This window comes from Sphaerisporangium sp. NPDC004334, from assembly GCF_053602655.1.
Genome location: NZ_JBSGDZ010000015.1, coordinates 90,515 through 113,191, shown reverse-complemented (window position 1 = coordinate 113,191; position 22,677 = coordinate 90,515). Strand labels below are relative to the sequence as shown.

Below are 22,677 nucleotides of genomic sequence, written 5' to 3'. Positions count from 1 at the left end.
CCGTATCGCCCCCGCCCAAGGAGACGCTTGATGCGAATCAGGAGAGCCCTCGCCCTCAGCGCCGCCCTCACCGTTCTCGCGGTGGGCATCCCGGCCGCCACGGCGTTCTCCGAGGACGGTGCCGAGGACTGCAAGAACGTCACCAACGGCGGCTCGCAGTCCGACCCTCAGTGCTTCTGGATGGCCGACCCGGGCGAGGCGCTGGACATCGTCCGGTTCTGGGCCAAGGACGACGGCGCGAAGCTGAAGGAGGCCACCGAGTACCCGGTCGGCTGGATCGACTGCACGGTGGAGCAGTGCTCCGCCGAGGGCGAGGGCGACGGCCAGGCGCACGGTGACGGCGACCCGGCTCCCCAGGACTATCAGGACGACAGCACCCCGCCGGCCTGTCAGACCGCCGGCGAGAACTGCTCGGTGACCCCCCAGGAGATCGCCGCCGCCGCGCAGACCCCCGCCGGGCAGGCGATCGCCGCCGCCGCGGCGAGCAACATGCGGGTCTGGGTCGACACCGAGCTGCTGGACGACTACAAGGCCGGCGCCGCGGCCTTCGCCGCGGCGGTGCGCAAGGTCGGCGCGCTCGCCGCGCAGCCGGGCGTCGTCGGCATCCGCTTCACCTCCCAGCTCGGCTACAACGGCGCGGTCAAGACGCCCGAGGAGATGAGCGGGTTCGTCACCGCCGCCGCCAAGGCCCTGCACCAGATCGCCCCGGGCAAGAAGCTCGGCGTGCACACCGTGGTCCCCGCGTTCGGGTGCGGCGCCGACGACTCCTGCGGCACCGAGATGACCAAGAAGTACCCGCTGCTCACCCCCGAGCACATCGAGCCGCTGCTGACCTCCGGCTCGGTGGACCAGCTCGCGCTCGACTCCGGCCTGCTGTCGTCGGCGTACGCCACCTGGAAGATCACGCCGCAGCAGGCGCAGCGCAACCAGTGGAGCAAGGTCAAGTCCCTGGCCTGGGACACGCTCGCGCAGATCGCCGCCGAGGACGCCGGGCTCGCCGGCAAGAACGCCTCGCCGCTGACCACCGAGCAGGCCGCCGCCGTGGCACAGGACCGCATCGCCGCCCCGCTCAAGGACGGCGCCGCCACCGTCAACCTGTGGACCCGCTGGCAGGACACCTCGGGGGCGACCTACCGCGTCATGGGATCGGGCCTGGCCTCCACGCCCGCCTGGGAGCAGCTCACCAAGCTCCAGCCGCTCCAGCGCCGCCTGTCCACCATGTACAGCCCGGCGGCCCCCGAGGTCGGCATCGCCCAGGACCTCAAGAAGCTCTCCGAGGTCTTCAGCCAGGTGTACGTCACCGAGTGACCGCCGGTTCCCCGGCGGGGTCCGGCTATGACATAGCGCGATAACTCCGGATTTCTGCGGCGTGTCAGTGCGAATTCCGGTATTTCGCTAATGTTTCGCTCTACCATCCCCCTGTGGCATATCCGGGACCGGGGGAGCGGATCCCCCCTGGCCAGTTCGTGCAGGCCGCCTCGCCGCTGGGGCGGTCCCCGCAGGGAGGCGCTCGGCCGCAGGCGACGGCCGAGCCGGTGGTGGTCGACGTGGGAGCCGGTTCCAAGGTCAAGGCCGTCGCGGCGGCCGTCGTCGCCGGGACGCTCGGCGTGGTCACGGTGGCGTCCGCGCTGACCGGCCAGGTCGACGGCGGACCCGCCACGACCGTCGTCGCCGGAGTCCTCGGCGTGGTCTTCATCGCCCTCGGGCTGCTCCCGCTGCTCGCCTGGCGCAAGATCACCCGGCCGCGCAAGCTGGTCATCGAGCAGGTCGGCATCCGGTGGGACGACCCGCGCGGCACGTCATGGGCGGTCCCCTGGCATGAGCTGTCCGGGGTCGCCGTCTCGCGCACCGTCCAGCGCCGGTTCAAGCTGGACGACTACCTGCTGCCGCGCAAGGTGATGGTCCGGGTCGACCTGTTCCCGGCCGACCCGGGCTTCCGGGTCAGACACCCCGAGATGGAGCCCCTCTGGGAGTTCCACCGGGTGCGGAACGGCTACCGTCTTCCGCTGGGGTCCGCGCCCAAGCACATCGCCCCCATCGACCGGGGGATGCGGGCCCACCGGCCGAACCTCTACCTCGGCGTGCGGGACGAGGGCTTCGTGATCGGGCTCGTCTGAACCGGCGTCGCGCCCCCGTCCGGGGTGCCCGGACCCTGCTCGCAACTGCCGTCCCGGTCCGTGCCGCCGACCTGCGGCAGCTCGTCCACCACCGACGTCTTGAGCCGCGCGGTCAGGGCAAGGACGCTGCCCGCCGGCGCGCCCGCGGCCTTGGCGTCGACGACCGTGCCGCGTTCCCCGAGGTACATGGACGTCTGCGGGTCGAAGATGAGCTGGGTGAGCACGCCGTCGCGCGCCCTGCCGAGCGCGATGCCCCGGCGCCCGGCCGCGTCCTCGACGCCCTCGGCCACCTCGACGCCGCCGATCGTCTTGGCCGCGGCCACGAGCGCCTCCCGCTGGGCGCGCGGCAGGTAGCTCTCGCGCACCAGGTCGCCCACCGCCGTGAACGCTTCGTCGTCGGCGGCCACCTTCCCTCCGGGACGCGCGTAGAGGTGCTCGCGCATGCCGGCCTCGTCCGCGGGCAGGGTGCTCACGTAGGCGTAGTCGGTGCGGGAGTCGTCGGGCGTGCCCGGACAGTGCCCGGCGATGTCGTGCCACTGCTCGCCGGGCCATCCCTGCGCGTCCGCGGGGAGCGACTCGCCGGGCCACGGCTTGGACGGCAGCCCCTCGATCGAGAGCAGACCGCGCGCCGTCCCGTCGGCCGACTGCCAGATCTTGCGCTTGGTCCGGTAGAGGTAGCGCGTCCCGTCCTGCGGACCGGCGGAGGAGGCCGTGGACATCGTGGACATCGTGTACATCGTCTCCGACTCCACCAGGACGAACTGTCCGGGGCGGGGGTGCAGCTCCGTGCCGTCCACGAACGGGGCGAGCGACACCGCGTCGGTCGCGGGCTCGGGTGAGGCGGCGGTGGCGACGGCGGCCGGCCTCGGGACGGGTGCGGGACGCGAGGAGAGGGCGACCCCGACGCCGCCCACCAGGGCGAGGGTCACCCCGAAGGCCGCGGCGGCCTGCCAGCCGGGCCGGGGGACGCCCGTCCGGAAGAGGCGGGGACGGGCGCGCGAACCGTTCGCGGCCTGGGCGAGCAGGCGGCGCCGCGCGCTTTCCCGGGCGCCGGGCCGGTACGGCGGGGCGTCCGGACGGCCGTCCCTGAACGACTGGATCTCGTCAGTCATGCTGGTGCTCCAAGGTGAGGGGGTCGCTGCCACCGAGCGCCCGGCGGAGTTTGACGCGGACGCGATGCAACCGGGAGCGCACGGTCCCGGAGGGGATGTCGTGTGGGCCGCCGTACCGGCCGGTGTGGCGGCCCGCCTGCGCCCGGTCGCCGGCGACCTCGCCGACCAGATGATCTGCGAGATCCAGCAGCGCGTCCCCGAGTACGCCCGCCCGGCGGACGAGGTCTACCTCAAGGTGCTGCGCCTGGCGGTCGACGAGGCGCTCCAGCGCTTCATCGGCCGCATCGAACGGCCCCGCGAGCCCTGGGACCCCGACGTCTTCCGCGCGATCGGGCGGGGCGAGGCGGCCGAGGGCCGTGACCTGGAGCCCTTCCAGACCGCCATGCGGCTCGGCGCGCGCGTGGCCTGGCACCGCCTCACCGACCAGGCGGAAGGGCTCGGCCTCGACCCGCGCACGCTGTACGACATGGGGGAGGCCATCTTCGTCTTCCTCGACCAGCTCGCCGACGCCGCGACCGAGGGGGACAACGAGGCCCGCGCGAACGCGGCCGGCGAGATGGAGCGCCGCGACCTCACTCGGATGGGCCAGGGACGCGCTCGCGCTGGCCGCGCGCGGCATCCTCCCCGACGGGACGGAGTTGCTGCGGTGCGCCGACCACATGGCCGCGCTGGTCGTGTTCAGGGACGAGGAGCTGGTGGCCGCGCTGGCCGCGGTGCGGCTCGCCCCGCTCGCCCACCTGTGCCCGCGGCAGCGGGACCGGCTGGCCGAGACGCTGCTGGCGTGGCTGCGGTACGGGCGCGGCGCCGGGGAGGTCGCCGCCCGGCTGCACGTCCACCCGCAGACCGTCCGCTACCGGCTGCGGCAGCTCGAGGAGCTGTACGGCGACCAGCTCGCCGACCCGGATGTCCGCTTCGAGCTGGAGGTCGTCCTGCGCGCCCGCCAGGCCCTCCGATGAGAGCGGCGGCCTGACGGGGCCCCTCGGCGACTCCCCGGACGGGTCAGCCGGTCGTGGCGGCGAGGTAGCGGGAGAACTCCTCCAGCGAGATGCGCCCGTCGCCGTCGAGGTCGAGCTTCTGGACCGCCGCGTCGGCTGCCTCCTGGGACACGGGCTGGCCGAGCACGTCCATCAGCCGCAGCAGTTCCTCGGCCGAGATGAGCCCGTCCTTGTCGACGTCTACCAGGTCGAAGGTCACCGCGTAATCGCTCATAGCCACTCCTCGCGAGTTAGGTCGTCCAGCACCTTAGTGCGCCAACTGCCACCATTTCGGGATTTCATTCACTTACGTCACCCTGCGGCGCCTTTCCACGTCCGCGTGCGCCGTACCAGGGCGGGCCGGACGCCCGTCCGGGATTGCCGTGCCGCAGATGGGTATGTGGGGTTGGTGAGAGTTGGTGAGAAGAAGGGAGCGCCGATGGCCGCCGAGCGTGACCAGGCCCGGCTGCGGGAGGAGCTCGACATGGTCGAGGAGGACCTGGTGAAGCTCCGCGAGACCGTGGCCGAGCTGCGCGGGACCGTCGGAGGAAGTGCCGAGGCCCCGACCGACGCGGCCGAGGTCTCCATGCTGATCGCCATGGCCGACGAGCAGGAACAGCTCATGAACACGCTGGAGGCCCGCCGCGAGGACCTGCGCCGCCGCCTGGGCGAGCAGCCCTGAGAGCGGTGAGGCCGCCCTCCCGGAGGAAGGCGGCCTCGGACTGGCCGTGGCCCGGGCGCGCTCGGCCGCGGTGTTCCAGGTGCGGTCAGCCGCAGTGTTCGAAGGGGCTGTCGTAGGTGGACGAACCGGCTTTACCACCCCACTTCACGCACTTGTCGGCCGCCGCAGCGCGCACCGGGCCCGCGTAGTAGGCGAAGTCGCCCGAGTCGGTGATCCTCGTCGATCCCTGCACCTCCAGGTACGCCGAGGTGGCCGTGGCCGTGCCGAGCGAGGTGCTCTTGATCGTGGCCACGCAGTTGCGGCCGCTGGAGGTGTCGTACAGCAGGTACACCGTCCCCGACGTGCCGAGCGCGGCCGAGTCGATCACGCTGTAACCGGTGCCGCACACCTGCTCCGGGGTGTACGGGTTGCCGCCGGAGCCCCCGGTGACGTACTGCATGTACTTGGTCCAGTTCCAGTTGGGCCCCGGGTCGGTGTGGTCGGTCCCGGGCACCTGGGCGTGGCCGATGATGTGCGTGCGGTCCTTCGGGATGCCGTACTTGTCGGCGACGTAGCGGGTCAGCGCCGCCGACGAGCGGTACATCGCGTCGGTGAACCAGCTCGCGTCGTTGACGTACCCCTCGTGCTCGATCCCGACGGAACGGTCGTTGTAGACGGTCGCGTGGTAGGCGACGTCCTTCTCACGGACCATCTGCGTGATGTCGCCGTCCGACGACCGCACCAGGTAGTGCGCCGAGACCTTGGCGCTCGGGTTCTGGAACCAGGAGATCGTCCCGGCGTACGAGCCCTGCATCACGTGGATGACGATGCGGTCGATCGTGCTCGCGCCCCGGCTGCCGACCCGGTAGTTACTGGTACTGGCCGCCGCCCAGTGGGCGCTCGGGTAGTCCGCGGCGGCCGCGAGGCGCGGAGCGTTCAGGTCGGGCGCGTCGGCGTACGCGCCCCGGTCGGGTTCCACGGTCCTGGCCTGGACGTCCACCGTCTCGCCGCGGGGCGTGACGGTGTGGATGCCTTCGCCGAGCAGGTCGTACACGGTGTCGGCGTAGAGCCGGGCGGAGGAGGGGTTCGCGGCCCCGCCGTACCTGGCCACGGCCGAGTACCACCTGCCGATGTCCCGGCGGTCGGCGGCGCGCAGGCCCAGCCCGTCGGCCTCGGCGCGCAGCACCGCGGCGCCGCCGGCGATGTTGGCCGCGCTGTCGGACCGCACCGCCGCGACCGGCCTGCCGGTGAGCGCGGCGGCCTGCTCCAGAGTGTGGCGCGTCGGATTGGTGACCAGGTGCATCACGCCGTACCCGCCGCTCGCGCTGGGCGCGCCGTCGTGCCCGTCGAGGTGGGTCTCTGCGTAGGCCAGCGCGACGAGCAGATCGCGCGGCACCTCGTACCTCGCCGCCGCGCCGCTGAACGCGCCGCCCAAGGGGTCGGCCGGTGCGGCCGGTGCGGCGTTCGCCGGTGCGCCGAACAGGCAGACCGGAGCCGCGAGCAGACCGGCCAGCGCCACCGCCAGGCGATGTGAGCGGCGGACGCGGAAAGCCATCATGGGTCCTCCTCAACACGGGCGCTCCTGGTGCGAAGCGCCGTGCCGTACAGCGTCCGGAGGACTCATATAAGAAAGCTCCAAAACCCATACATCCGCATGAAACGGATGCGGCCGTACCCCGGGAGCCGAGGGGTCAGCGGCCGGTGGGGGTGAGGGGGGTGAGCGGGCGTTCGAGGGAGACGGGGCCCGTCTCGGCGGGTCTCCCCTCGTTACGCCGGAGCGCGTTGAGGGCGAGCACCAGCACCGCCCCGTACGTCACGTGCGCGGCGGCCAGGACGGCCTGCCGGCCGGGCCGGTCGCGGTGGGCGGGCGGCATGGCGGTGAGGCGTGGCACCCACCCCTGGTAGCTGACCAGCCAGATCGCCAGCCCGTACGCCATGCCCTCCGCCACGCGGGGCCGGCGCCGCCGGAACGGGACCGCGAACAGCCCGCCGGCGGCGGCGCCGAAGCCGACGTGCGCGACCGTCGCCAGCACGTTCTCGCCCGGCTTGGGCCGGTGTTTCGAGCCGGGCAGCACCGCCCGGACGATGTGCTTGGGCGGCGGCTTCCACGACCGCCCGGCCCTGCTCCCGGTCATCATGACGACAGTGTGGGCAGCGGTCGCGATCGTGCCGCTGACGGCGCCTTTGACGAGGTCACGGATCATTGCCGCTACCTGCCCTCACGGCCGGTCCCGAAAACGGGTTCAAGGGATGGCCGAGTCGGCGTCGTGGCCGGAGACGGCGAGGACGCCGTCGATCTCGGTCAGCGTGGCCGTCAGCTCCGCGACCGGCCCCGGTCCGTGCACGCTGAGCCACAGGGTCACCGCGGAAGGATCCCTCTCGGCGCGCTGGTCGACCGACACCTCGCTCATGGTGAACCCCTGGCCGCTGCACACCTCAAGCACCCGCCGCAGCACCCCGCGGCCCGGCAGGTACGAAAGGTGGACGCGCGACGGCGCGTACTTGGAACGGGGCAGCATGTCCGAGACCGGGGCCAGCACGAACACCGCGATGAAATGGCCGACGGTGACGATGATCGCCAGCAGCCACAGCCCCGCCCCGGACGCCATCCCGACGGCGGCGGTCAGCCAGATCGTCGCGGCCGTGGTGAGGCCGCGCACGGCGTCCCGCCTGATGAAGATCAGCCCCGCGCCGATGAAGCCGATGCCCGACACGATCTGCGCGGCCACGCGGGACGGGTCCAGCGTCACGTTGTGCCCGAGGACGTCCTGGAAGCCGTACTTGGACACCAGCATGATCAGCGCGGCGGCGAACCCGACGAGGATGTGCGTGCGCAGGCCCGCGCTCTTCTGGCGGATCTCGCGCTCGACGCCGATGGCCGCCGACAGGACGAACGCCAGGGCGAGCTCCCCGACCTGTGTCCAGCCCTGCCCGGGGAGGCCGCCGAGATATGCCGCCACCATCCGACCAGGTTAGAACAGCCCCGCCCTTCCACCACGAGAGCACGCCGCACGTCTGCGCAGGTCAGCGCGGTGCTTCGTCCGCAGGGGGAGCCGCGCGGGCGGCGGCGAGCGCGTCGGCGACCACGCGGGGGGCCTCGGCCAGCGACGGGCCGTACCAGGTGAGGTGCCGGCCGCTGACCAGCGCGGCGGGGACGCCGGGGAAGAAGCCCGGCCCGTCGCCGGGGGTGAACCGGTACGGCTCGTCCGGCAGGACCACCAGGTCGGGACGGGCGTCCAGCAGCTCGGCAAGGGGGATGCGCGGGTAGCGCTCCGCGTGACCGGCGTAGATGTTGCGCACGCCGAGGCGCATCAGCAGGTCCCCGGCGAAGGTGTCCCGCCCGACCACCATCCACGGTTTCCGCCACACCGGGATCACCGCCCGCCGCACCCCGCCCGCACCCGTCGAGCCCGCGGCACCCGTACCTCCATCCGGTCCGGGACCGGTGCCGGTGCCGGTGTTCCAGGCTCGTTCGGCGGCGGAGAGCCAGGCGGGCTCGGGCAGGCCCAGGGCGGTGACCAGCAGCCGGCGCAGAGAGGCGAACGCGTCGTCGAGCGTGCGGACGACCGTGACCCAGACGGGCACGCCCGCCGCGCGCAGCGCGTCCAGGTCGGGGACGCGGTTCTCCTCCTCGTTCGCCACGACCAGGTCCGGACGCAGCGCCACGATCGCGTCCACGTCGGGGTTCTTGGTGCCGCGCACCCGGGTCACCTGGAGATCGGCGGGGTGCGAGCACCAGTCGGTCGCGCCGGCGAGCAGCCCTGGAGCCGTCGCCGCGACCGATTCGGTGAGCGAGGGGACCAGGGACACCACCCGGCGCACCCGCCCCGGGACGGGCACGGCGAGGCCGAGATCGTCGTGGAGGAGTGTCATGCCCCGGCCCCTTCTCCCGCCCGTTGCGCGGCGTGCGCCCACTGCGCCTCGCGGACCGCCGGGTCGAGCAGGGCGCAGTCGTCGCACATCCCGCCGCCGGGGACGCGGTAGTACAGGCAGCAGCTCACTCGCACGAAGGAGTACCAGCCGGGCGCGGGCTCGGCGAGGCGCCCGGTGCCGGCCAGGACGCCGAGCCCGAGCACCTCGCGCACGAGCCGCGCGGCGCGCGGGCCGAGGTCCGGCCGCGCGACGGGGAGGGTGCGCAGTGTCCCGGCGAGCGAGGAAGCGGCGTTCCCCCACAGGAGCGGCACGGAGACCCCGGCGATCTCGCGGACGGCGCCCAGCAGGGGTTCCAGCAAATCGGTCACGACCACCCGATAGGCCACCTCGGCCGCCCCTCCTGCGCCCTCCGACCCGCCCCCGCCTCCGGGGACGGCACCGCCGGAGGAGGTCCCACCGTCCGGCACACCCTGCGCGGACGAGTCCACGCCGGCCGGCAGGTCCTCCCCGGCGGAGCCTCCCCTGGCCGGCAGGACGAGCCAGCGGGATGTGGCGGAGGCGCGTAGGGGGAGGGGGCCGGTGGCAGCCGGGCGCCAGTGGAGGTCCGACGGGGCCTCGGCCGGGATCAGGCCGCGTGCGGCGACGGCGCCGATGACCGGCGACCACAGCCGGGCGGCGAGCCCCTGGAACAGGACTGAGGCGGCGACGCGGACCTCCTCGGCGCCGAGCCGCCGCTGGTAATCCTCGATCTTCGCGCGCAGCGCTCCGGTGTCCGTCACGAGCTCACTCAGCGGACGCCAGCCCCCGTCATCCTCGGAGCTGGAAGTGGAGCCGGAGTCCGAGCCGGAGCCGGAGTCCACGCCGGAGCCGGGGTTCGTCCCGGGGCCGGAGCCGGGCTCGGGGCCGGTGGAGATGGCGTAGTAAGGACCGATGGCCGAGAGTTCGGCGAGGGTCTCGGCGACCAGACCTAAATCCGCCCGCACACCCCGCACGACCCTCACCCCCCGGTCCGCCTCGGTACGCCTCGGTACGCCTGACCCGGTCAATCCTCGCATCAGACCCGTCCGAACGTACCCGTCCGGGAACCGGCGCGGGCCGCTCACCCCGGTCCGCCTCGTTACGTCCGACCCGGTCAATCCTCGCATCAGACCCGTCCGAACGTGCCTCTCCGGGAACCGGCGCGGGCCGGGGGCCGGGCCGACCGGATGTTACCAACAAGTCAGTAACTTGTGGTGTGAGGTTGTCAAGCGGCCGGGACGGGCCGACAGTCTGAGCAACAGCCGATCGGGGGATCACCCCAGGAGCCAGCTTGGACATCCGCCGCCGCACCCTCGTCATCCTGTCCGCAGTAGCGTTCGTCTTCCTCCCCGCCTCCGCCGTGGCGCTCCCGTCCCCGGCCCTCGCCGCGGCCCCGCCGGTCCCCGGTTCGATGGCCTCGATGGGCGACTCCATCACGCGCGGCTTCAACGCCTGCGGCTTCTACCTGGACTGCACCTCCCGGTCGTGGTCCACCGGGTCCAGCAGCTCGGTCAACAGCCACTACCTGCGCCTCAGAGCCGCCAACCCGTCCCTGGTCGCCCACAACGACGCCAAGTCCGGCGCCACGGTGGCCGACATGCCCGGGCAGGCGCAGCAGGCCGTCTCGCAGGGCGTGGACTACGTGACCATCCTGATCGGAGCCAACGACGCGTGCGCCTCCTCCGAGGACGGCATGACCTCGGTGGCCGACTTCGAGGCGAGGTTCCGCGCCACCATCGACACCCTCTCCACCGGGCTGCCGGAGGCGTCGATCTTCGTCGCGAGCGTGCCGGACCTCAAGCGCTTGTGGGAGGTCGGCAAGGGCAACCTCGCCGCGCGCACCGCGTGGGCCGCACTGGACATCTGCCAGTCGATGCTCGCCCGTCCCCGCTCGACCGACGCGGCCGACGCCGCCCGGCGCGACCGGGTGCGCCGGCGCGTCGCCGACTACAACACGGTGCTGTCGCAGGTGTGCGCCGAGCGGCCCGCCTGCCGGTACGACGGCGGGGCCGTCTTCGGGTACCCGTTCGCGCTCGCGGACCTCAGCACGTGGGACTACTTTCACCCCAACACCAACGGCCAGAAAGTGCTCGCCGAGGTGACCTACGCGGCCTCCTTCGGTCTGGCCTCCCACGACGACCGCTAGCGCGGTCGACCACCCGTCCACCACACCGACGGCCAGCAGGTGCTAGCCGAGGTGACCTCCGCGGCCTCCTTCGGCCTGGCCCCCACGACGACCGCTAGCGCGGTTGACCACCCGTCCACCACACCGACGATCAGAAAGTGCTAGCCAAGGTGACCTCCGCGGCCTCCTTCGGCCTGGCCCCCCACGACGACCGCTGGCGCGGTGACCACATCCGTCCACCGGGCGCGGCTTTCCACCCCCGGCCATGAGTCGGAGGTGATCGGCGCCGGGTCGGCGGGTCGTGGTACGGCGATGCCGGCGCCCGCTACGCCGCCAGAGCCGGTGCAGGCTCGTGAACAGCGCATCAGCGCGCCGTTGGATCCTTGGGACCGATTGGGGAGCCGGCCACGTCCGTCCACCGGGTGCGGTTCTCCAGTCCCGGCCATGAGTCGGAGGTGATCGGCGCCGGGTCGGCGGGTCGTGGTACGGCGATGCCGGCGCCGGTTACGGTGCCCGACCCGGTCAACATTCGCGGACAGCCCACCAGCACGCCGTGGAAGGAGATGGTGCCCGTGTCGGGGTGGGTCAGGGGACCAGGTAGGTGGTGTCCCTGATGTCGGTGATGGCCATGTGGCCGGGCGCGTGCCCGATGGCGAACGGCGGGCGTGAGCGCATGACCGCCGCCTGCGGGGTCACCCCGCAGGCCCAGAACACCGGGATCTCTCCCGCCCGCACCTCGACCGGCTCGCCGAAGTCGGGCCGGTCGAGGTCGCGCACGCCCAGCGCGCCGGGGTCGCCGACGTGGACGGGAGCACCGTGCACGGCCGGGTAGCGGGAGGTGACCCGCACCGCCGTCGCGACCATGTGCGCGGGCACCGGGCGCATGGACACGACCATGGGCCCGGACAGCCCGCCCGCGGGCCGGCAGTCGCGGTTCGTGCGGTACATCGGCACGTTCGTCCTGCTCTCCAGGTGCCGCACGGGCACCCCCGCCTCCAGCAGCGCGGCCTCGAAGGTGAAGCTGCAGCCGATGAGGAAGCAGACCAGGTCGTCGCGCCAGTACGCGGTCACGTCCGGCACCTCGGCGACCTGCTCGCCGTTCTCGTACACCCGGTAGGCGGGCAGGTCGGTGCGCAGGTCGCCGTCGAAGACGGAGGCGGCGACCTCGCCCGGCTCGGTCACGTCCAGCACGGGGCACGGGCGCGGGTTGCGCTGGGCGAAGAGCAGGAAGTCGTACGCGCGGTCCCGGGGGAGCGCCAGCAGGTTGGCCTGCGTCCAGCCGGCCGACCAGCCCGACGTGGGCGTCACCAGCCCGTCGCGGAACAGCGACCGGGCCTCGCCGGGCGTCAGCAGAGCGGGATCGAGCATGCCTTCGTCTCCTTCCTCGCGCTTCATGGGCGAGCCTCGTGCCTCATGGGCGGGCCTCATGTTTCATGGGCGGCTCTCGTGCTTCATGGGCGGGCCTCGTGCGTCACGCGCGCGCCAGGCGGAACCGGACGCGCTGGCCGGGGCGGACCTGCGCCGCGCGGTCCACGTCGGACGTGCGGACCACCGCGATCACCGGGTACCCGCCCGTGACGGGGTGGTCGGCCAGGAACAGCGTCGGCTGCCCGGACGGCGGCACCTGCAGCGCGCCCGGCACCATGCCCTCGGGCGGAAGCTCGCCCTCCCGGACCCGCTCCAGGCAGGGCCCGCGCAGCCGCATGCCGACCCGGTTGCTGTCGACGGTCACCTCGTACGGCTCGGCGCACAGCGCCTGGAGCGCTCCGGGGGCGAACCAGTCGTCCCGGGGTCCTGGCAGGACGGAAAGGACGGGCTCCCCGGGGTACAGGGGGGTCACCGGGGCGAGGTCCACGATGGGGAACCTCTCCGGCGGCGGCCCCACCGGCAGCGCCGAGCCGCGCGCCGGCCGGTCGGGGCCGACCCCGGCCATGATGTCGGTCGCCCGGGACCCGAGGACCTCCGGCACGTCCAGCCCGCCCCGCACCGCCAGGTACGTGCGCAGGCCGCGCCCGGGTACGCCGAGCCGTAGCGTGGCTCCGTCGGGCAGCCGTTCGACGGCCTGGTGGCCGGCTCCCCGCGCCCGGCCGGCGGCGTCGGTGACGGTGGCGGGGCACGGCGCCCCGCTCAGCGCGATCGTCAGGTCGCCGTGGGCGCGCACCTGGAGCCCGCCCAGGGTGACCTCCAGCGCGGCGGCGCCCTCGGGGTTGGCCAGCAGGCGGTTCGCCAGGCGCAGCGCCGCCCGGTCGGCCGCGCCGGACCGTCCCACGCCGAGGTCGCCGCGGCCTGGACGCCCGAGATCCTGCACGGTCGTGAGCGGCCCGGTGGCCAGCACCTCCAGCCACCCCGGCCGCTCCGCCTCACCCATGACGGACCTCCCCGCGGCCGGGAGCGACCTCGGTCCAGACCTCCCTGCGGCCGGGGGCGACCTCGGTCTGTATCTCGGTCGCGGTCTCGGGCATGGTCGCGGTCGCGGTCCCGGGCGTGGTCTCGGTGAAGCGCACGCGCATGCCGGGGCGCAGGAGGGCGGGCGGGTCGGCGGCGAGGTCCCACACGGAGAGCGGGGTGCGGCCGATGAGCCGCCAGCCGCCGGGCGACTCGCGCGGGTAGACCGCGCTGTACCCGGCCGCCAGCGCCACCGCCCCGGCGGGGACCCGCACCCGCGACTCGGTGCGGCGCGGCACCCGCAGCCGCGGGTCGCCGCCGACCAGGTACCCGAAGCCGGGGGCGAAGCCGGAGAAGGCCACCGTCCACGGCGTTCCGGTGTGCGCCTGGACCACCTCGCGTTCCGAGAGCCCGGTCAGGGCCGCCACGTCGGCGAGGTCGGCCCCGTCGTAGACGACCGGGACGGTCACCTCCCCGCTCGCCGCGCGCCGGCCGGCCGCCGGACGGGCGCGCAGGATCGCCGACTCGACCGGTTCGCGGCGCCGGGGCCCGTCGAAGCGGACCAGCAGCGTCCCGGCCGCCGGGAGCAGGTCGGTCACCCCGGGCGGCGGGTCGGCGGCGAGCGCTTCGTACAGGGCCAGGACCTCCTCGACCCCGTCCAGCTCGACCAGGACGGCGCTGTCCCCGCACCTGCGCAGGCGCGGGCTCATGGCGCCCGGTTCCCGATGAAGGGCGCCACCTCGACGCCGCCCGCGGCCAGCGCGGCCCGTACCCGCCGGGCCATGGCGACCGCGCCGGGGGTGTCGCCGTGCACGCAGATCGACGCGGCCGTGACCGTCAGCGGCGTGCCGTCGATCGCGGTGATCGGCTCGCCGCGCGCCATGCGCACACAGCGTTCGGCCACCTCGCCGGGGTCGTGCAGCACCGCGCCCGGCTCGCCCCGCGGGACCAGGGTGCCCTGGGGGGTGTAGGCCCGGTCGGCGAAGCACTCGGGGACGACGGTCAGGCCCGCCTGCCCGGCCTGGCGCAGCCACTGCGAGCCGGGCAGGCCGAGCACCGGCAGCCCGGGATCGTAGGCGCGGACGGCCGCGACGACCGCGGCCGCCTGCTCCTCATGGTGGACGATCGCGTTGTACAGGGCGCCGTGCGGCTTGACGTAGCTCACCCGCGTCCCGGCCAGCCGGGCGAACGCGTCCAGGGCCCCGATCTGGTAGACGATCTCGTCGGTCAGCGTCTCGGGCGGCACGTCGATGAAGCGCCGCCCGAAGCCGGCCAGGTCGCGGTAGCTCACCTGGGCGCCGATCGCGACGCCGAGCGCGGACGCGGTCGCGCACGTGCGCCGCATGATCGTCGGGTCGCCCGCATGGAAGCCGCAGGCCACGTTGGCGCTGGTGACGACCGACAGCAGCGCCTCGTCGTCGCCGAGGCTCCAGCGGCCGAACCCCTCACCGAGGTCGGAGTTGAGGTCGACGGTCGTGACCGGGCCTGGGCGGCCGGCCGTCGCGATCGGGCCTGACACGATGGGCTCCCAATTGACTCGTGCGGGTGGGTCAGGAAAGGCGCCGGGCCCGGGTCTCGGGCAGTCCCAGCAGGGCCACGACCGCGAGCCCGTACGCCAGCGCGCCGAACGCCATGGCGCCGCCGACGCTGTAGGCGGTCGCGAGGTATCCGATGATCGTGGGGAAGAAGGCGCCGAGGCCGCGGCCGACGTTGTAGGTGAAGCCCTGCCCGGTGCCGCGGATGGCGCTGGGGTACAGCTCGGCCAGGTAGGCCCCGAAGCCGGAGAAGATGGCCGAGGAGCAGAACCCGAGCGGGAAGCCGAGGAACATCACGTACTCGCCGGCCGAGCTCGGAAGCTGTGTGTAGAGCAGGATGAGCGCGCCGCTGAGCACCGAGAAGATGGCGAAGGTCCGCTTGCGCCCGATCTTGTCGGTGAAGTAGCCGCCGGTCAGGTAGCCGCAGAACGCGCCGGTGATGAGGAAGACCAGGTAGCCGCCCGTGCCGATGACCGACAGGCCGCGCTCGGTCTTGAGGTAGGTGGGCACCCAGGTGGCCAGGGTGTAGTAGCCGCCCTGCACGCCGGTGGCGAGCATCGTCGCGAAGACCGTGGTGCGCCGCAGGCCGTCGCCGAAGACGGCGAGCGGTGACACCCGGTCGCCGGTGGCGCGCTGCTCGGTGAAGATCGGCGCGTCGGTGACGTTGCGCCGTACGTAGATCACCGCCAGCGCCGGGAGCGCGCCGGTCCAGAACAGCACCCGCCAGGCCAAATCCTCGTCCAGGAACTGGAACACCAGCGTGTACACCAGGACGGCGAGGCCCCAGCCGATGGCCCACGAACTTTGGATGACCGCGACGGCTCGCCCCCGGTGGCGCGCCTGGGCGTACTCGGCGACCAGGATGGCCCCGGCCGCCCACTCGCCGCCGAAGCCGAGGCCCTGCAGAGCGCGGAACCCGAGGAGGGTCTCGTAGTTGGGCGCGATGCCGCACAGCGCGGTGAACAGCGCGTAGACCGAAACGGTGATCATGAGCGTGCGGGCGCGGCCGACCCGGTCGGCGAGCACGCCCGCGATGACGCCGCCGAGCGCGGAGCAGACCAGCGTGGCCGTGGCCAGCAGCCCGGTCTGGGCCGTGCCGAGGCCGAAGGTGCCCGCGATGGCCACCAGGCCGAGCGGGAGCACCCAGAAGTCGTAGGAGTCGAGGCTGTAGCCGAGGAAGGCCCCGGCGAACGCCTTGCGGCCCTTGGCGCTGAGCGTGGAGTACCAGGCGAACGCGCCCTTGTGGGGCTGCTCGTCGTGGGGGAGGTATGCGGCTGGTTCCGGCTTGGACGTCGTCATGGCGCACCTCGCTGCCACTCTGCCAGACGGGAGGCGCCACCGGCTCCGGCGGGCCGGAGCGGTGTCCCCGAGCGCCTCATGGCTCTGTGAGCCAGTGGATTCAACATAAGGATCGTTCAACGATCTGGCAATAGCCTCGTGCTAGGATTTCACCTCACACCGATGGGATTGAAGGGGCTGAACCGTCGTGACCGATGGTGCCGCGGGGGTCACCGAGCGCCTCGCAGAGGACCGTGCCCTGCTCGGGCGCACCAGCACGGCCGAGCGCGTCGCCGCCATCCTCCGCGAGCGCATCACCGAGGGCATGTTCTCGCCCGGCACCCGCCTGTCGGAGGAGTCGATCGGCGCGGCGCTCGGGGTGTCACGCAACACGCTGCGCGAGGCCTTTCGCCTGCTGTCCCATGAACGGCTACTCGTCCACGAGCTCAACCGGGGCGTGTTCGTCCGCCGGCTCACCGCCGAGGACGTCGTCGACCTCTACCGCGTCCGGCGCCTGATCGAATGCTCGGCGATCCGCCAGTCCGGCCGCCCCTCCGCCGAGGCGCTCGCCGACCTGCGCGAGGCCGTCGCCGCCGCCGGGCGCGCGGCGGCCGAGCAGCGCTGGGAGGACGTCGGCACCGCCAACATCCGCTTCCACCAGGCGATCGTGCACCTCACCGGCAGTCCCCGCCTGGACGAGACCATGCGCCGCCTGCTCGCCGAGCTACGGCTGAGCTTCCTGGAGATGGCCAACCCCCGCGCCTTCCACGAGCCGTACCTGTGGCGCAACCGCGACATCCTCCAGCTCATCGAGACCGGCGACACCGAAGGCGCCGAACGCGCCCTCAGCGACTACCTCACCGACGCCGAACACCAACTCGTCACCGCCCACACCTGAGGCGGCTACTGTCCCCTTCCTGCGGTCCTCGCCTCCGCGCCCTGGGGGCGCTCCGGCTCGGGCTGTATTTCCCAGGAGGCAAGCCCCCTTCGACCCCCGATCGAGGGGCCGGCCCCTCAAGCTCCCCGCCATCTGGCCCAAGTCGTCAGCGGAACACCGCTTACGGAAGCGCCAGAAAGCAGGGCCCGCCACCACGATGTGTGACCCGCTCCGCTGTCCGTCGAAATTTGTCTCATACATAGTCGGCTTATATGCGACTTGCGCTGATTGTGCAGTCGGCTAACCGCTCGCCGAAAGATAGTGCCGGGTTTACCATTCTCGGGAATCGGCGCGTGTTGCCATGGTCGTGAACGTGGCTGGGTGTATCGCCGTGAGTTTCATCATCTGGTGAAGCAGGTGAAGTATGCCCTCCGATCGGGAAATGGACCCCTATGCGTCCCCTCGCGCTCTGTTCGCCTTCGAGTTGCGCCGTCACCGGCAGGCGGCCGATCTGACGCAGCGGCAACTCGGCGAACGCATCGGCTACTCCGACTCGCTGGTCGCCATGGTCGAGTCGTGCAAGCGGGCGCCGTCGCGGCAGTTCGCGGAGCTGTGCGATCGGGCTCTCGGGCTGGACGGCACCATGGCCAGGCTCTACGCCGCCACCACCTGGAGGACCGCACCGGACTACCTCCGGCCCTGGCTGGAGGAGGAACAGGACGCCACCAGCCTGCGCACCTGGCAGCCGACCCTGGTCCCCGGCCTGCTCCAGACCGAGGCGTACGCCCGGGAGATCCTGGCGACCTGGCCGGGCATCGGTGCCGAGCAACTGGAGGAACGCCTGGCGGGGCGCATGGAGCGCCAGACGATGTTCAGCGGTGAGATGCCGCCGGACTTCACCGTCGTCATCGACGAGGACGTGATCAGCCACGTGATCGGCGACACGAAGGTCATGCGCGAGCAGCTCACGCACCTGCTGGAGATCGCCCACCATCCCCAGGTGACGCTCCAGATCGTCCCGTACGCGGCCAGACCGCATTGTGGCGCGATGGGCGGGTTCATTATCGCCGAACGCAACGGGCATCCCTATGCCGCGTACGCGGAGGCTCAGCCAGTCGGTCGCACCTTTGATGACCGCCGGCTCATATCCGAATTGATCCGGAGATATGACGCGATCCGGGCGGAGGCCGTACCGTTCAAGCAGTCCCTCCGGCTGATAGAGGAAGCGGTGAACCGACTTGGCGTCTGAGCTTCAGAACGCGCGGTGGCGTAAGAGCAGCTTCAGCGGTGACTCGGGGGAGTGTGTCGAGGTGGCCTCGGGCGTTCCCGGTCTGGTCGGGGTGCGCGACAGCAAGAATCCCGGCGGTGGCGTACTGGCTTGCATCCCCGGCGAGTGGTCCGCGTTTCTGGCCGGCGTGAAGGCCGGTCGCTTCGACGGCTGATCCCTCCGGAGCGTCCGTCCCCAGGACGAGAGCTCTCAACGATGAGGGCTCTCGTCCGCCGTTCTGGCAGTCTGGCTCTCGTCCCAGTGAGCCTTTCCGCGCAACGATGTGTAGCGCTTCGTGATCGACGACTGTGATCAGGTGATGCGCTCGTGTTCGATGTGCGGCAGGACGAGTGTGGTACGCGGCTCGAGGTGTCGCGCTACACCTCGTACACCTCGTATGCCTCGCCATCGGTGCTGGCGACCACGACCGTATAGCCGTCGAGATCCTTGAGCCAGATTTCGCGGTGGCCCGGCCCGTTGCCTTGGCCCTGCGGGGGGTTGCGGTGCGGCGGTCGGACCACCGTGGCTCCGAGGTCGGCTGCGCGTTGGAGTACGCCGTCGAAGTCGCCGACTTCCCCGAACCACACCAGGACGCCGTTGCCGACATCGCTGCCGACGTCGGTGAACAGGCCGTGGTGGTGCTCGACGCGCCGCTGGTGGAGCTGGAGCACGAGGACGCCGTCTGCGAGCAGGCGCTCGTACTCCGGCCCGCCGTGGTCGCTGCGCAGGCCGAGGAGCTGCTGGTACCAGCGGCTGGACGCCTCGACGTCGCTGACGGCGAGCAGCGTCTGGGCCTGGGCGGTGCGGGCCGGCGCGACGACGCCGATCCGGTTGCCCGCGGGGTCGTCGATCTCAGCCAGCCAGCGTTCGCCGCCGTCCGGCCGGGGGCGGCCACGAACCCGGCCACCGGCGGCCTCCACCCGTTGCAGCGCCGGATACAACTGGTCGACCCAGACCCAGACGACCGGCCCGGCATCGCGGGCCGGCGTCAGATCGGTGGTCCACTGGCCGATCATCCCGGGTGCTTCGAAGTCGCCGTGCTCGCTGTCGGCAGACCAGCCGAAGGCCGCCTGGTAGAAGGCCGCGGAGCGGGCCACGTCGGTGGCGGGCAGTTGCAGGTAGGCGATGCCGCCCTCGGGCGGGTACTGACCCATGGCGGGGGTGGGTCGGGTCACGTCGTTCTCCTTCGGTGGTGGACGGATCCGGGGGTGTCGTCGATGAGCAGCCGGCTGGCGGAGCGGGCGAACCAGTCCTGATAGCGCTCGACCGTCCAGCCACGGCGACGGACCAGTCGGTCGAACAGTGCGGGGTCCATCAGGATCCACACGGTGTCGATGGCGTCCTGCCTGCTCAGGCCGCTGCGCAGGGCTGCCTTGGCGGTCAGCCCGTCGACGATCCAGTCGGCGGTGATCTCCCGCTGCGCGATCATCTGCTCGGCGACGTCGGCCAGCCCGGGATCAGCCGCGGATCCCTCGAACACCGCCAGGACCAGGCCGGCGGAACGCGCCTGGGCCGGGCCGAGCACGTCGGCGACGACATCGAGAAACTCCTTCGCGCCGGCGGCGTTCAGCGCGGACACCGTCCAGTCGCGTTCCAGCACCGGGACCGCCTCATCATCACCGGCGATCGCAACGTCGATGGTGGCCTTGAGCAGGCGTGCCTTGGTGCCGAACAGCAACTCGACGGTCGGCACTGAGACACCGGCCGCCGCCGCCACGGCGCGCATCGTGGTGCCGGCATATCCCTTCGCCACGAACACTGAGGTCGCGGCCTCCATCACCCGGCGCTTGGTGCGGCGTGCCTGCTCCTCCCGGCGGCTCGAACGATAGGAACGCGCCGGTGCCTGCTCGCCTGGTGGTACTGGTTCCACAGACGACAGAATTGACTATGGCTGCCCCATAGTCAATCTCTGATGCAGAGCGACATCGACGCCCCGGTTCTGGGTGAGCGGTGTCCACATGAAGGCTCTGCTGGACGATCAAACTCAACAGCTACGGAAAGTCACGAATGATTGCACGGAATGGCTCAGTGGGCTGATGACGGTCATCGTGCCGGGCGGTCAGGAGTGGGGGGTGGATGCGTGGGGCAAGGGGGGTCTCATGAGGGTCGTCGTCCTGTCCGACACGCATGCTCCCCGGTTCTGGAAGTCGTGCCCGCCGCGGGTGGCCGAACACCTGCGGGGGGCCGACGTCATCCTGCACGCGGGGGACGTGTGCACGGCCGGCGTCCTGGACGAGCTTGCCGCGTTCGCGCCGGTCCACGCGGTGAAGGGCAACAACGACGGCCCGGACGTGGACGCCCCTGAGACGCTGGAGCTCGACCTCGACGGGCTGCGGGTGGCCATGATCCACGACAGCGGCGCGGCCAAGGGACGCTGGGCCCGCATGCGCAGGCGCTTCCCATCCGCCGATCTGGTGGTGTTCGGCCACTCGCACATCCCGCTGGACCACGCCGAGGAGGGGCTGCGCATCTTCAACCCCGGTTCCCCCACCGACCGCCGCCGTCAGCCCCACGGCACCATCGGCGTGCTCCACGTCGAAGACGGCCGCCTGCTGGCCGCCGACATCATCCCGGTCACCTGACGACGCGCGAGCGCCCCGGCCTCGTCGAGGTGCGGGGGCGGCGCCGTCACCCTCGCCCCCGTGAGGGCGAGGGCGCGAAGTCCCCTGACGCTCCGCGGCGGCTCGCTAACCGGCGGCGGCGGGCGGCTGGGAGGCGCTGGTGCGCTGGAGGTGGACTATCTGGCGGAAGGCCTGTTTGAAGACGGCGTAGACGTCCTCGCCGATGGCCTCGGCGTGCCGGCGCTCGATGTCGGCGGCGATGGCGTCCGACCGTTCCATCTCGTCCAGGCCGAGCGGGGTGGGGACGATGAGCTTGGCCCGCCGGTCCTGCGGGTCGGGCTCGCGGCGCACGTAGCCGAGTTCGACCAGTTCGTCCACCAGTGTGCCGATCACCTGCTTGTGCTGGCCGGACTGCTGTGACAGGTCGGTGGCGCGGCTGCCCTCCTCGTCGAGGTACGCCAGGACGGCGCCGTGCCGGGGCCGCAGGTGCGGGTGGCCCTCCCGGACGAGGGTCTCGAACATCTCCCGCTGGACGGCGAACAGCATCTGGCCGGCCATGATGCCGAGGTCGGGGTCGGTCTTCTTGCGTTCGCTGCGCCGCATGGGGGCCATCCGTCCGTCAACTAGTCACTAAACTTGATAGTCACTGATACTTACTATATCGTCGAAGTCGCCTGCTCACATCAGGAGACAGCGATGACAACCGTAGAACTGACCAGATTCCATGTGGCGCCCGGTGAGGTGCGCCGCCTGCTCGCGGCCCGTCCGGCGATGCTCGCCGACTTCCGCGCCGACCGCGCCGGCTTCCTCGGCGCCCGGCTGGTGCGCCTGCCCGGCGACGACTGGCTGGACATCGTGCGCTGGCGGACCGCCGAGGACTTCGCCGATTCGCGGGCCAAGGGCGCGAACCTGCCCGGCATCAGAGCCTTCTTCGAGGCCATCGACCACGTGGTGTCCGCCGAGGCGGGCACCGCCATTGAAGACGAGGACCAGCCATGACCACCCTGATCACCGGCGCCACCGGCGCCGTCTCCAGTGCGCTCCTGCGCTCCCTGCCCACCACGGACGACGTCCGCCTGCTCGTGCGCGACCCCGCCCAGGCGCCCGACCTCCCCGGAGCCGAGGTCGTCGTCGGCGACCTGGAGCAGCCCCGCACCCTCGGCCCGGCGTTCGACGGGGCCGACACCGTGTGGCTGCTCACCGCGATGGGCCCGCAGGCCCCGCACGCCTCCATGAACGCCGTCTGGGCCGCCCGTCAGGCGGGGGTGCGCCACGTCGTGCGCATGTCCGCCGTCGGGGCCGGTCATGACGCTCCGACCCGCAACGGCCGGCTGCACGCGTTGTCCGACGCCGAGCTGATGGCCTCCGGCCTGCGATGGACCATCATCCGGCCGCACTTCTTCATGCAGAACCTGTTCGGCTCGGTGAACGGCGGCACGCTGTACGGGGGCCTCGGCGACGGGCGGGTCGGCATGATCGACGTGCGGGACATCGGCGACTTCGCCGCCCGCGTCCTCACCGAGCCGCAGTCCCACGAGGGGAAGGTCTACACCCTGACCGGACCGGCCGGCATCTCCCTCAAGGAGGTCGCCGAGCGGCTCCGGCTCATCTATGGCACGCCGGTCGACTATCACGCGCTGAGCGAGAGGGAGGCATACGAGGCCATGCTCGGCGCCGGGCTGCCCGACTGGATCGCCGCGGTCAACGCCGAGTACGGCACCGCGTACGCGCGTGGCTGGGGAGACTTCACCACATCGGACTTCCCCGATGTCATGGGACGGCCCGCCCGGTCGTTCGGCGACTTCGCCCGCGACTTCGCCGACCGCATCCGCGGCGCCTGAGGAGCCCACCGGAGCTGCGGCGCCCGAGGAGTCCGACCGGTTCCGCCGCGCTG

27 protein-coding genes are annotated in these 22,677 nt (G+C 72.2%); 11 read left to right on the top strand and 16 right to left on the bottom strand.

Annotation, left to right across the window (positions count from 1 at the left end; translation table 11 throughout):
• Positions 1 to 30: 30 nt before the first annotated feature.
• Positions 31 to 1,308 (top strand): hypothetical protein, encoded by a 1,278-nt coding sequence (locus ACWEN6_RS20985; protein ID WP_452571996.1) that lies wholly within the window; start codon positions 31 to 33, stop codon positions 1,306 to 1,308.
• 113 nt (positions 1,309 to 1,421) lie between these two features.
• Positions 1,422 to 2,117: a hypothetical protein gene (locus ACWEN6_RS20980; protein WP_452571994.1), complete on the top strand. Its 696-nt coding sequence runs from the start codon at positions 1,422 to 1,424 to the stop codon at positions 2,115 to 2,117.
• On the opposite strand, the gene ACWEN6_RS20975 is transcribed toward ACWEN6_RS20980, so the two are convergent.
• A complete protein-coding gene (locus tag ACWEN6_RS20975) occupies positions 2,072 to 3,229 on the bottom strand; it encodes a CU044_5270 family protein (RefSeq protein WP_452571992.1) in 1,158 nt (385 codons plus the stop codon). The two genes, ACWEN6_RS20980 and ACWEN6_RS20975, sit on opposite strands and share 46 nt — an antisense overlap.
• Positions 3,222 to 3,848, bottom strand: coding sequence for a hypothetical protein (locus ACWEN6_RS20970; protein ID WP_452571990.1), 627 nt, complete (start codon positions 3,846 to 3,848; stop codon positions 3,222 to 3,224). Before ACWEN6_RS20970 ends, ACWEN6_RS20975 begins: the two co-directional genes overlap by 8 nt.
• Before the next feature lie 40 nt (positions 3,849 to 3,888).
• Here ACWEN6_RS20970 and ACWEN6_RS20965 point away from each other — a divergent pair, with 40 nt between their 5' ends.
• The gene (locus tag ACWEN6_RS20965; RefSeq protein WP_452571988.1) at positions 3,889 to 4,185 is read left to right on the top strand and encodes a helix-turn-helix domain-containing protein; all 297 of its coding nucleotides are present in this window, start codon (positions 3,889 to 3,891) and stop codon (positions 4,183 to 4,185) included.
• A 43-nt stretch (positions 4,186 to 4,228) separates the two neighbouring features.
• Here ACWEN6_RS20965 and ACWEN6_RS20960 read toward each other — a convergent pair whose 3' ends face one another.
• Positions 4,229 to 4,438 carry an EF-hand domain-containing protein gene (locus ACWEN6_RS20960; protein ID WP_380827974.1) on the bottom strand — a complete coding sequence of 70 codons (210 nt, stop codon included), beginning with the start codon at positions 4,436 to 4,438 and terminating at the stop codon, positions 4,229 to 4,231.
• 204 nt (positions 4,439 to 4,642) lie between these two features.
• Between ACWEN6_RS20960 and ACWEN6_RS20955 the strand changes: the two genes are divergently transcribed.
• Positions 4,643 to 4,885, top strand: coding sequence for a hypothetical protein (locus tag ACWEN6_RS20955; RefSeq protein WP_452571986.1), 243 nt, complete (start codon positions 4,643 to 4,645; stop codon positions 4,883 to 4,885).
• A gap of 85 nt (positions 4,886 to 4,970) precedes the next feature.
• Here the strand turns inward: ACWEN6_RS20955 and ACWEN6_RS20950 are convergent, their stop codons facing one another.
• From ACWEN6_RS20950 to ACWEN6_RS20930, 5 genes are all read right to left on the bottom strand, one after another.
• Positions 4,971 to 6,422 carry an N-acetylmuramoyl-L-alanine amidase gene (locus ACWEN6_RS20950; RefSeq protein ID WP_452571984.1) on the bottom strand — a complete coding sequence of 484 codons (1,452 nt, stop codon included), beginning with the start codon at positions 6,420 to 6,422 and terminating at the stop codon, positions 4,971 to 4,973.
• 133 nt (positions 6,423 to 6,555) lie between these two features.
• A complete protein-coding gene (locus tag ACWEN6_RS20945) occupies positions 6,556 to 7,068 on the bottom strand; it encodes a DUF6789 family protein (RefSeq protein WP_452571982.1) in 513 nt (170 codons plus the stop codon).
• A gap of 39 nt (positions 7,069 to 7,107) precedes the next feature.
• Positions 7,108 to 7,827 (bottom strand): MgtC/SapB family protein, encoded by a 720-nt coding sequence (locus tag ACWEN6_RS20940; protein ID WP_452571980.1) that lies wholly within the window; start codon positions 7,825 to 7,827, stop codon positions 7,108 to 7,110.
• Positions 7,828 to 7,888: 61 nt separating this feature from the next.
• A complete protein-coding gene (locus ACWEN6_RS20935) occupies positions 7,889 to 8,737 on the bottom strand; it encodes a helical backbone metal receptor (RefSeq protein WP_452571978.1) in 849 nt (282 codons plus the stop codon).
• A complete protein-coding gene (locus ACWEN6_RS20930) occupies positions 8,734 to 9,729 on the bottom strand; it encodes a (2Fe-2S)-binding protein (RefSeq protein WP_452571976.1) in 996 nt (331 codons plus the stop codon). Before ACWEN6_RS20930 ends, ACWEN6_RS20935 begins: the two co-directional genes overlap by 4 nt.
• 317 nt (positions 9,730 to 10,046) lie before the next feature.
• Between ACWEN6_RS20930 and ACWEN6_RS20925 the strand changes: the two genes are divergently transcribed.
• Entirely contained in the window at positions 10,047 to 10,901 is an 855-nt protein-coding gene (locus ACWEN6_RS20925) for an SGNH/GDSL hydrolase family protein (protein ID WP_452571974.1), read from the top strand.
• Between the two features lie 564 nt (positions 10,902 to 11,465).
• Here the strand turns inward: ACWEN6_RS20925 and ACWEN6_RS20920 are convergent.
• From ACWEN6_RS20920 to ACWEN6_RS20900, 5 genes are all read right to left on the bottom strand, one after another.
• Positions 11,466 to 12,248: a putative hydro-lyase gene (locus ACWEN6_RS20920; protein ID WP_452571972.1), complete on the bottom strand. Its 783-nt coding sequence runs from the start codon at positions 12,246 to 12,248 to the stop codon at positions 11,466 to 11,468.
• A gap of 103 nt (positions 12,249 to 12,351) precedes the next feature.
• On the bottom strand, positions 12,352 to 13,248 hold the full coding sequence (locus ACWEN6_RS20915; protein WP_452571970.1) for a 5-oxoprolinase subunit C family protein: 897 nt from the start codon (positions 13,246 to 13,248) through the stop codon (positions 12,352 to 12,354).
• The gene (locus tag ACWEN6_RS20910) at positions 13,241 to 13,975 is read right to left on the bottom strand and encodes a 5-oxoprolinase subunit B family protein (RefSeq protein WP_452571968.1); all 735 of its coding nucleotides are present in this window, start codon (positions 13,973 to 13,975) and stop codon (positions 13,241 to 13,243) included. Before ACWEN6_RS20910 ends, ACWEN6_RS20915 begins: the two co-directional genes overlap by 8 nt.
• The gene (locus tag ACWEN6_RS20905; protein ID WP_452571966.1) at positions 13,972 to 14,784 is read right to left on the bottom strand and encodes a LamB/YcsF family protein; all 813 of its coding nucleotides are present in this window, start codon (positions 14,782 to 14,784) and stop codon (positions 13,972 to 13,974) included. The genes ACWEN6_RS20910 and ACWEN6_RS20905 overlap by 4 nt, the downstream gene beginning before the upstream one ends.
• Before the next feature lie 31 nt (positions 14,785 to 14,815).
• Positions 14,816 to 16,099 carry an MFS transporter gene (locus ACWEN6_RS20900; RefSeq protein ID WP_452571964.1) on the bottom strand — a complete coding sequence of 428 codons (1,284 nt, stop codon included), beginning with the start codon at positions 16,097 to 16,099 and terminating at the stop codon, positions 14,816 to 14,818.
• A gap of 187 nt (positions 16,100 to 16,286) precedes the next feature.
• Between ACWEN6_RS20900 and ACWEN6_RS20895 the strand changes: the two genes are divergently transcribed.
• The 3 genes from ACWEN6_RS20895 to ACWEN6_RS20885 all read left to right on the top strand — a co-directional run bounded on the left by ACWEN6_RS20895 (position 16,287) and on the right by ACWEN6_RS20885 (position 18,397).
• Positions 16,287 to 16,976: a GntR family transcriptional regulator gene (locus ACWEN6_RS20895; protein WP_452571962.1), complete on the top strand. Its 690-nt coding sequence runs from the start codon at positions 16,287 to 16,289 to the stop codon at positions 16,974 to 16,976.
• 421 nt (positions 16,977 to 17,397) lie between these two features.
• The gene (locus ACWEN6_RS20890; protein ID WP_452571960.1) at positions 17,398 to 18,204 is read left to right on the top strand and encodes a helix-turn-helix domain-containing protein; all 807 of its coding nucleotides are present in this window, start codon (positions 17,398 to 17,400) and stop codon (positions 18,202 to 18,204) included.
• Entirely contained in the window at positions 18,194 to 18,397 is a 204-nt protein-coding gene (locus tag ACWEN6_RS20885) for a DUF397 domain-containing protein (protein WP_452571958.1), read from the top strand. The genes ACWEN6_RS20890 and ACWEN6_RS20885 overlap by 11 nt, the downstream gene beginning before the upstream one ends.
• 202 nt (positions 18,398 to 18,599) lie before the next feature.
• Here the strand turns inward: ACWEN6_RS20885 and ACWEN6_RS20880 are convergent, their stop codons facing one another.
• Together ACWEN6_RS20880 and ACWEN6_RS20875 are read right to left on the bottom strand one after the other, a co-directional pair.
• Positions 18,600 to 19,397, bottom strand: a complete 798-nt coding sequence (locus ACWEN6_RS20880; protein ID WP_452571956.1) for a VOC family protein — start codon at positions 19,395 to 19,397, stop codon at positions 18,600 to 18,602.
• Positions 19,394 to 19,999, bottom strand: coding sequence for a TetR family transcriptional regulator (locus ACWEN6_RS20875; RefSeq protein ID WP_452572185.1), 606 nt, complete (start codon positions 19,997 to 19,999; stop codon positions 19,394 to 19,396). The genes ACWEN6_RS20880 and ACWEN6_RS20875 overlap by 4 nt, the downstream gene beginning before the upstream one ends.
• A 322-nt stretch (positions 20,000 to 20,321) precedes the next feature.
• Between ACWEN6_RS20875 and ACWEN6_RS20870 the strand changes: the two genes are divergently transcribed.
• On the top strand, positions 20,322 to 20,804 hold the full coding sequence (locus tag ACWEN6_RS20870) for a metallophosphoesterase family protein (RefSeq protein ID WP_452571954.1): 483 nt from the start codon (positions 20,322 to 20,324) through the stop codon (positions 20,802 to 20,804).
• Between the two features lie 105 nt (positions 20,805 to 20,909).
• On the opposite strand, the gene ACWEN6_RS20865 is transcribed toward ACWEN6_RS20870, so the two are convergent.
• Positions 20,910 to 21,386, bottom strand: coding sequence for a MarR family winged helix-turn-helix transcriptional regulator (locus ACWEN6_RS20865; RefSeq protein ID WP_452571952.1), 477 nt, complete (start codon positions 21,384 to 21,386; stop codon positions 20,910 to 20,912).
• Between the two features lie 93 nt (positions 21,387 to 21,479).
• On the opposite strand from ACWEN6_RS20865, the gene ACWEN6_RS20860 reads away from it, so the two are divergent.
• Together ACWEN6_RS20860 and ACWEN6_RS20855 are read left to right on the top strand one after the other, a co-directional pair.
• On the top strand, positions 21,480 to 21,782 hold the full coding sequence (locus ACWEN6_RS20860; protein ID WP_452571950.1) for an antibiotic biosynthesis monooxygenase: 303 nt from the start codon (positions 21,480 to 21,482) through the stop codon (positions 21,780 to 21,782).
• Positions 21,779 to 22,624, top strand: a complete 846-nt coding sequence (locus ACWEN6_RS20855; protein WP_452571948.1) for an SDR family oxidoreductase — start codon at positions 21,779 to 21,781, stop codon at positions 22,622 to 22,624. The genes ACWEN6_RS20860 and ACWEN6_RS20855 overlap by 4 nt, the downstream gene beginning before the upstream one ends.
• Positions 22,625 to 22,677: the final 53 nt, after the last annotated feature.

Coding starts and splice junctions, on each gene's coding strand:
- ACWEN6_RS20985 (WP_452571996.1), top strand. CDS start 31: ATGCGAATCAGGAGAGCCCTCGCCCTCAGCGCCGCCCTCACCGTTCTC.
- ACWEN6_RS20975 (WP_452571992.1), bottom strand. CDS start 3,229: ATGACTGACGAGATCCAGTCGTTCAGGGACGGCCGTCCGGACGCCCCG.
- ACWEN6_RS20970 (WP_452571990.1), bottom strand. CDS start 3,848: ATGCCGCGCGCGGCCAGCGCGAGCGCGTCCCTGGCCCATCCGAGTGAG.
- ACWEN6_RS20965 (WP_452571988.1), top strand. CDS start 3,889: ATGGCCGCGCTGGTCGTGTTCAGGGACGAGGAGCTGGTGGCCGCGCTG.
- ACWEN6_RS20960 (WP_380827974.1), bottom strand. CDS start 4,438: ATGAGCGATTACGCGGTGACCTTCGACCTGGTAGACGTCGACAAGGAC.
- ACWEN6_RS20955 (WP_452571986.1), top strand. CDS start 4,643: ATGGCCGCCGAGCGTGACCAGGCCCGGCTGCGGGAGGAGCTCGACATG.
- ACWEN6_RS20950 (WP_452571984.1), bottom strand. CDS start 6,422: ATGATGGCTTTCCGCGTCCGCCGCTCACATCGCCTGGCGGTGGCGCTG.
- ACWEN6_RS20945 (WP_452571982.1), bottom strand. CDS start 7,068: ATGATCCGTGACCTCGTCAAAGGCGCCGTCAGCGGCACGATCGCGACC.
- ACWEN6_RS20940 (WP_452571980.1), bottom strand. CDS start 7,827: ATGGTGGCGGCATATCTCGGCGGCCTCCCCGGGCAGGGCTGGACACAG.
- ACWEN6_RS20935 (WP_452571978.1), bottom strand. CDS start 8,737: ATGACACTCCTCCACGACGATCTCGGCCTCGCCGTGCCCGTCCCGGGG.
- ACWEN6_RS20920 (WP_452571972.1), bottom strand. CDS start 12,248: ATGCTCGATCCCGCTCTGCTGACGCCCGGCGAGGCCCGGTCGCTGTTC.
- ACWEN6_RS20915 (WP_452571970.1), bottom strand. CDS start 13,248: ATGGGTGAGGCGGAGCGGCCGGGGTGGCTGGAGGTGCTGGCCACCGGG.
- ACWEN6_RS20910 (WP_452571968.1), bottom strand. CDS start 13,975: ATGAGCCCGCGCCTGCGCAGGTGCGGGGACAGCGCCGTCCTGGTCGAG.
- ACWEN6_RS20900 (WP_452571964.1), bottom strand. CDS start 16,099: ATGACGACGTCCAAGCCGGAACCAGCCGCATACCTCCCCCACGACGAG.
- ACWEN6_RS20890 (WP_452571960.1), top strand. CDS start 17,398: ATGGACCCCTATGCGTCCCCTCGCGCTCTGTTCGCCTTCGAGTTGCGC.
- ACWEN6_RS20875 (WP_452572185.1), bottom strand. CDS start 19,999: ATGGAGGCCGCGACCTCAGTGTTCGTGGCGAAGGGATATGCCGGCACC.
- ACWEN6_RS20870 (WP_452571954.1), top strand. CDS start 20,322: ATGAGGGTCGTCGTCCTGTCCGACACGCATGCTCCCCGGTTCTGGAAG.
- ACWEN6_RS20865 (WP_452571952.1), bottom strand. CDS start 21,386: ATGCGGCGCAGCGAACGCAAGAAGACCGACCCCGACCTCGGCATCATG.
- ACWEN6_RS20860 (WP_452571950.1), top strand. CDS start 21,480: ATGACAACCGTAGAACTGACCAGATTCCATGTGGCGCCCGGTGAGGTG.
- ACWEN6_RS20855 (WP_452571948.1), top strand. CDS start 21,779: ATGACCACCCTGATCACCGGCGCCACCGGCGCCGTCTCCAGTGCGCTC.